This window comes from Melaminivora alkalimesophila, assembly GCF_000282995.1.
GTDB classification, from domain to species: domain Bacteria; phylum Pseudomonadota; class Gammaproteobacteria; order Burkholderiales; family Burkholderiaceae_C; genus Melaminivora; species Melaminivora alkalimesophila.
Map to the genome: position 1 here is coordinate 1 of NZ_ALEE01000048.1, position 5,698 is coordinate 5,698.

At 69.6% G+C, this 5,698-nt stretch carries 9 protein-coding genes; 8 read left to right on the forward strand and 1 reads right to left on the reverse strand.

What is annotated here, in order from left to right:
• The 8 genes from A612_RS00440 to fliR form a co-directional block, all read left to right on the forward strand.
• Positions 1–438: flagellar hook-length control protein FliK (locus A612_RS00440; protein WP_019372653.1), on the forward strand; the 438-nt coding region annotated here is incomplete at its 5' end.
• A gap of 172 nt (positions 439–610) precedes the next feature.
• Positions 611–1,192 (forward strand): flagellar basal body-associated FliL family protein, encoded by a 582-nt coding sequence (locus tag A612_RS00445; protein WP_019372654.1) that lies wholly within the window; start codon positions 611–613, stop codon positions 1,190–1,192.
• A gap of 15 nt (positions 1,193–1,207) precedes the next feature.
• Complete coding sequence (gene fliM, locus A612_RS00450; protein ID WP_019372655.1) at positions 1,208–2,212, forward strand: flagellar motor switch protein FliM; 1,005 nt, start codon at positions 1,208–1,210, stop codon at positions 2,210–2,212.
• Complete coding sequence (gene fliN / locus A612_RS00455) at positions 2,202–2,666, forward strand: flagellar motor switch protein FliN (protein ID WP_019372656.1); 465 nt, start codon at positions 2,202–2,204, stop codon at positions 2,664–2,666. The genes fliM and fliN overlap by 11 nt, the downstream gene beginning before the upstream one ends.
• 28 nt (positions 2,667–2,694) lie before the next feature.
• Entirely contained in the window at positions 2,695–3,015 is a 321-nt protein-coding gene (locus A612_RS00460; protein WP_040435322.1) for a FliO/MopB family protein, read from the forward strand.
• Complete coding sequence (gene fliP, locus A612_RS00465; RefSeq protein WP_019372658.1) at positions 3,008–3,799, forward strand: flagellar type III secretion system pore protein FliP; 792 nt, start codon at positions 3,008–3,010, stop codon at positions 3,797–3,799. The genes A612_RS00460 and fliP overlap by 8 nt, the downstream gene beginning before the upstream one ends.
• A 22-nt stretch (positions 3,800–3,821) precedes the next feature.
• Positions 3,822–4,091 (forward strand): flagellar biosynthesis protein FliQ, encoded by a 270-nt coding sequence (gene fliQ / locus A612_RS00470; RefSeq protein WP_019372659.1) that lies wholly within the window; start codon positions 3,822–3,824, stop codon positions 4,089–4,091.
• Between the two features lie 31 nt (positions 4,092–4,122).
• Positions 4,123–4,884 (forward strand): flagellar biosynthetic protein FliR, encoded by a 762-nt coding sequence (gene fliR / locus A612_RS00475; RefSeq protein ID WP_019372660.1) that lies wholly within the window; start codon positions 4,123–4,125, stop codon positions 4,882–4,884.
• Positions 4,885–4,905: 21 nt separating this feature from the next.
• On the opposite strand, the gene A612_RS00480 is transcribed toward fliR, so the two are convergent.
• Positions 4,906–5,535, reverse strand: a complete 630-nt coding sequence (locus A612_RS00480) for a response regulator (RefSeq protein WP_019372661.1) — start codon at positions 5,533–5,535, stop codon at positions 4,906–4,908.
• Between the last annotated feature and the right edge of the window lie 163 nt (positions 5,536–5,698).

Consider the following 5,698-nt stretch of genomic DNA (forward strand, 5'->3'; position numbering starts at 1 on the left):
GCTGCCGGGCTGCCACTGGACGGCGAGGCCGCCGAGGCATTGCTGGCCGAGCGCATCACGCACTGGATCCACCAGGGCATCCAGAACGCTGCCCTGACCGTCGAGCGGGACGGGGCCGCCGTGCAGGTGCAGGTTGCGCTGCGGGGCAGCGAGGCCCATGTCCACCTGCGCAGCGACGATGCCCAGGCGCGCCAGCTGCTCGATGCCGGCAGCGACGAATTGCGCACCCTGCTGCAGGAGCAGGGCCTGCAGCTGGCGGGCATGTCGGTGTCGTCCCAGGCCGCGGGCGGCAGGAGTGCGCGCGAGCAGGACGCTGCCCCTGCAAGCTCCGGACGCCAGGGCGTGGTGCGCGCGGTCGCCCCCGAAGGGGCGGAAGGCCGACCGGAGGCGCCGCGTGGGCGCGGCATCGGCGAGCGTTCGGTGGACGTCTACGCCTGACGCCGCCCGGGGGCGCAAGCCCCCGAAACGGGGAGCTTTCGGGCTTTTATTCTGGCTATCATGGATCGGGCCCCAAGCCAATAATCGGTCCATCAGCAGGTGAGTGCCGCCCGCCGGCACCGCCCAGCCACCCATTCGTTTGCGCGCGCGCCGAGCGCCGGAAAGCCCTGTCGTGTCCGAGAACGCCCCCGCTCCTGCCAAAAGCAAGAAACTGGTCCTCCTGGCAGCAGCCGTGCTGCTGGTCGTGCTCGTGGGCGGTGCGGCAGCCTGGTTCCTGGCGTCGCAGCGCCAGGCCGCCCTGGACGACGAGGACGCGGACCAGGCGCCGCGCCGCCCGGCAGCGAGCGCGGCCGCCAAGGCGCCGCCCACTTTCTTGCCGATGGAGAACATGGTGGTCAACCTGGCGGACCCGGGCGGCGACCGCTTCGCCCAGATCGGCATCACGCTGGAGCTGGCGGACGCCAAGACCGCCGACCAGGTCAAGGCCTACATGCCCAGCATCCGAAGCGGCGTGCTGCTGCTGGTCTCGCAGCGCACCACCGACGACCTGCTCACGCGCGAGGGCAAGGAGCAACTCGCCCAGGACATCCGCCTCGAGGTTGCGCGCCCGCTGGGCTACACCGTGCCGAAGCCGCGCAAGCGCCCGTCGCGCCGCGACGATGACGACGGGGACGACGACGATGAGCCGCCGCGCCGGCGCGCCGACGACAACCCGGTGCGGCAGGTGCATTTCTCCAGCTTCATCATCCAGTGACCGGAGACCCGATCCATGAGTGATTCCTTTCTGTCCCAGGAAGAGGTCGATGCCCTGCTGGAGGGCGTCACGGGCGAGAGCCAGAAGACCGTCAAGGAGGAGATCGAGGCGGGCGCCATCCGCGACTACGACATCTCCAGCCAGGAGCGCATCGTGCGCGGGCGCATGCCGACGATGGAGATCGTCAACGAACGCTTCGCCCGCAACTTCCGCATCGGCCTGTTCAACTTCATCCGCAGGAGCCCCGAGATCTCCGTGGGCACGGTCTCGGTGCAGCGCTACAACGCCTTCCTGCGCGAGCTGGTGGTGCCGACCAACTTCAACATCGTCGCCATCCGCCCGCTGCGCGGCAGCGGCCTGATCGTGTGCGAGCCCTCGCTGGTGTTCGGCATCATCGACACGCTCTACGGCGGCACCGGCAAGTTCCAGACGCGCATCGAGGGGCGCGACTTCTCTGCCACCGAGCAGCGCGTCATCAACCGCCTGGTGGAGGTCATCTGCCAGGAATACAAGAAAGCCTGGCAGGGCATCTACCCGCTGGAGCTCGCCTACCAGCGTTCGGAGATGCAGCCGCAGTTCGCCAACATCGCCACGCCCAGCGAGATCGTGGTCTCCACCGCCTTCCAGCTGGAGATCGGCGACCTGGCCGGGGCGATCCACATCTGCATGCCCTACGCCACGCTGGAGCCGATCCGCGACGTGCTGTATTCCAGCGTGCAGGGCGACGCCATCGAGGTCGACCGGCGCTGGGTCAAGGTGCTCACGCGCGAGATCCAGGCGGCCGAGGTGACGCTGGTGGCCGAACTCGCCCGCGCCGACGCCACGGTGGAGCAGCTGCTGGCCATGAAGCCGGGCGATTTCATCGAGCTCGACCGCGAGCCGCGCATCCGCGCCTCCATCGGCGGGGTGCCGCTGTTCGAGTGCCAGTACGGCACGCACAACGCCAAGTACGCGATCCGCATCGAGGAGTGCCTGCGCACCGCGGACGCCAGCTGGCTGGGAGACAAGCATGGCCATTGAACACGACCACGACGACCTGCCGCCCCAGGAGGGCGGGGCCGAGGACGACCCCTTCGCCGGCTGGGCCGAGGCGCTGGAGGAGCAGAAAAGCGCCGACGCGCGCGCCCACGAGACGCTCGACGCCGAGCAGGGCGGGCCGCTGTCGGGCGAGGCCGTGCGGCCCTCGGCGGCCGCGGTCGACCCGACGGTGCACGACATCAACATGGTGCTGGACATCCCGGTCCAGCTGTCGGTGGAGCTGGGTCGCACCAAGGTGCCGATCAAGTACATCCTGCAGCTGGCGCAGGGTTCGGTGGTCGAGCTGGACGCGCTGGCCGGCGAGCCCATGGACGTGCTGGTCAACGGCTACCTGATCGCCCAGGGCGAGGTGGTGGTGGTGAACGACAAGTTCGGCATCCGCCTGACCGACGTGGTCACGCCGTCCGAGCGGCTGCGCCGCGTGAGCCGGGGCTGAGCGTGGAGCGGAAGGGCGCTGCATGGGCATGACCCAGACGCTGCTGGTGGTGGTGCTGTTCGTGGCGGCGCTGTCGGCGCTGCCGTGGCTGATCCGCCGGTTGCAGCAACGCCAGCTGGGCCTGTTGCCCGGCGCCGCGGGCGCGGCCTCGCGCGTGCTCTCGGCCGTGGCTGTGGGCCCGCAGCAGCGCGTGGTCACGGTGGAGGTCGGGCCGGCGCACCGGCGCACGGTGCTGGTGCTGGGCGTGACGGCGCAGCAGGTCAGCTGCCTGCACGTGCTGCCTGCGACCGACTTCGCCGGCGAGATGGCGGCGGCGCGCGAGGCGCAGGAGCCGGCGCACCATGGCTGAAGTCTGCCGCCGCGCGCGCTGGGGCATCGTTGCCGCCTTGGCGCTCCTGGCCGCCGGCGGCGCGGGCGGCGCCTGGGCCCAGGCGGCCCCGGGTGCCGCCACCCCGGCGGCGGGCACGCTGCCCCTGGTGATTGGCTCCGGCCCGGGCGGCACCAGCTATTCGGTGCCGATCCAGACGCTGCTGTTCTTCACGGCACTGTCCTTCCTGCCGGCGGTGCTTTTGATGATGACCGGCTTCACGCGCATCGTGATCGTGCTGTCGCTGCTGCGCCAGGCGATCGGCACCCAGTCCGCGCCGCCCAACCAGGTCATCATTGGCCTGTCGCTGTTCCTGACCCTGTTCGTCATGGGCCCGACGCTCGACCGCGTCTACCAGGACGCCTACGTGCCCTACACCAACAACGAGCTCAGCTTCGAGCAGGCCCTGGAGCGCGCCGAGGCCCCGATGCGCGCCTTCATGCTGCGCCAGACGCGCCAATCGGATTTCGCGCTGTTCGCGCGCCTGGGCAAGCTGGAGCCGGAGGTGACGGCCGAGACCGCGCCGCTGCGCGTGCTGGTGCCGGCCTTCGTGACCAGCGAGCTGAAGTCGGCCTTCCAGATCGGCTTCATGATCTTCATCCCGTTCCTGATCATCGACATGGTGGTCTCCAGCATCCTGATGTCGCTCGGAATGATGATGCTCTCGCCGGTGCTGGTGGCGCTGCCCTTCAAGCTGATGCTGTTCGTGCTGGCCGATGGCTGGAACCTGCTGATCGGCTCGCTGGCGGCGAGCTTCGGCAGCTGAACCTTCTCAACAGGGACCTCGCATGACCGCCCAGTTCGTACTCACCATGGGACGCGACGCGCTGACCATGCTCCTCATGATCGCGCTGCCGGTGCTGGGCACGGTGATGGCCGTGGGCCTGACGGTCAGCATCTTCCAGGCGGTCACCCAGATCCACGAGGCCACGCTCGCCTTCGTGCCCAAGCTGGTCGCTGCCATGGGCGTCTTCGCCATCGCCGGGCCGTGGATGCTCACCACGCTGGTGGATTTCCTGCGCCGCACCCTCGAATCGATCCCGGGCGTGGTCGGCTGAAGGGGCGGAGCGGCGGGCGGCGGGGCCGGCCTTGATCACCTTCTCCGAAGCCCAGCTCATGGCCTGGCTGTCGCCGGTGCTGTGGCCCTTCCTGCGCGTGCTGGCGCTGTTCTCCGTGGCGCCGGTGTTCTCCACGCGCGCCATCCCCGTACGCAGCCGCATCGGGCTGGCCTTCCTGGTGGCGGTGTGCGCGCAGGCGGCCCTGCCCGAGCAGCCGGTCATCAGCGTGAACGGCCGCGAGGCCTTCGGCGCGGTGGTGCAACAGGTGGGCGTCGGCGTGGCCATCGGCTTTGCCGTGCGGCTGGTGTTCGCCTCGGTCGAGCTGGCGGGCGAGGTCATCGGGCTGCAGATGGGGCTGAACTTCGCCTCCTTCTTCGATCCGGTGAGCAACGCGCAGGTCAGCGCCGTGGCGCGCTTCTTTGGCAACATCGCGCTGTTGCTGTTCGTGGTCATCAACGGCCACCTGATGGTGCTGATGGCGGTGGTGAAAAGCTTCGAGCGCTTCCCCGTCGAAGGCCACTGGCTGGCGGCGGTCGGCCAGATGCGCCTGCACGAACTGGGCGCCGCGCTGTTTTCCAGCGCCCTGTGGATCGCGCTGCCGATGGTGGCGATGTTGCTGTTCGTGAACCTGACGCTGGGCATCATCTCGCGCGTGGCGCCGCAGATGAACATCTACGCCGTGGGCTTTCCGGTCACGCTCACCGTGGGCTTGCTGGGCATCACGGCCACCCTGCCGACGCTGGAGCAGCCGATGCTCACGCTGCTGCAGCAGGCCATCGACCTGTTCGGCTGAACATGCCCGCCGCCGGCGCGCTCACACCAGCTGGTTGCGGATTGCGTACACGGTGAGCTCTGCGTTGTTGCTGAGCTTGAGCTTTTCCAGCACCCGCGCGCGGTACACGCTCACGGTCTTCGGGCTGAGCATCAGCTCCTCGGCGATGTCCGACAGGCGCCGGCCCGAGGCGATCTTGATGAGCGTCTGCAGCTCGCGCTCGGACAGGGCCTCGTGCGGCAGCTCGGCCGTGGGTTGCGCCAGGCTGTCGGCCAGCAGCTGCGCCACCTCGGGCGTCAGGTACCTGCGCCCCTGCATGACGGTATGCACGGCGGTGATCAGCTGCAACGGATCGCCCGCCTTGTTGGCGTAGCCCTGCGCCCCGGCCTTGATGGCGCGCAGCGCGTACTGGTCCTCCGGGTACATGGAGACGATCAGCACCTTGATGTGTGGGTGCGTGTCGCGAAGCGTCGCCAGCACCTCCAGTCCGCTGCGCCCGGGCAGCTGCAGGTCCAGCAGCAGCACGTCGCACTGCGCGCTGCGCAGCACCTCGCGCAGCTCCTGGTAGCTGCCCGCCTCGCCCGTGACGCGGATGTCCGGCGACTCGACGAGCGTGTCACGGATGCCGCGCCGCAGCACGGCATGGTCGTCGCACAGCACCACGTGGATCACGGCTCGCTTCCTCCTCCTGTCGTTGCCTGCCGCGGGGCTGCGTGCTCCGCGTCCGGAGGCGATGGTAGCGCCGTCGCCGGTGCGGGCAGCGGCAGGGAGACGATGATGGAGGTGCCGCGCCCCGGCTGGCTGCTCACGTCCAGCCAGCCCCCGGCGCGGCGGG

Excerpts from the sequence above, each read along its gene's own strand:
- A612_RS00460 (WP_040435322.1), top strand. The coding sequence starts at position 2,695 with ATGACCCAGACGCTGCTGGTGGTGGTGCTGTTCGTGGCGGCGCTGTCG.
- fliM (WP_019372655.1), top strand. The coding sequence starts at position 1,208 with ATGAGTGATTCCTTTCTGTCCCAGGAAGAGGTCGATGCCCTGCTGGAG.
- fliQ (WP_019372659.1), top strand. The coding sequence starts at position 3,822 with ATGACCGCCCAGTTCGTACTCACCATGGGACGCGACGCGCTGACCATG.
- fliP (WP_019372658.1), top strand. The coding sequence starts at position 3,008 with ATGGCTGAAGTCTGCCGCCGCGCGCGCTGGGGCATCGTTGCCGCCTTG.
- fliN (WP_019372656.1), top strand. The coding sequence starts at position 2,202 with ATGGCCATTGAACACGACCACGACGACCTGCCGCCCCAGGAGGGCGGG.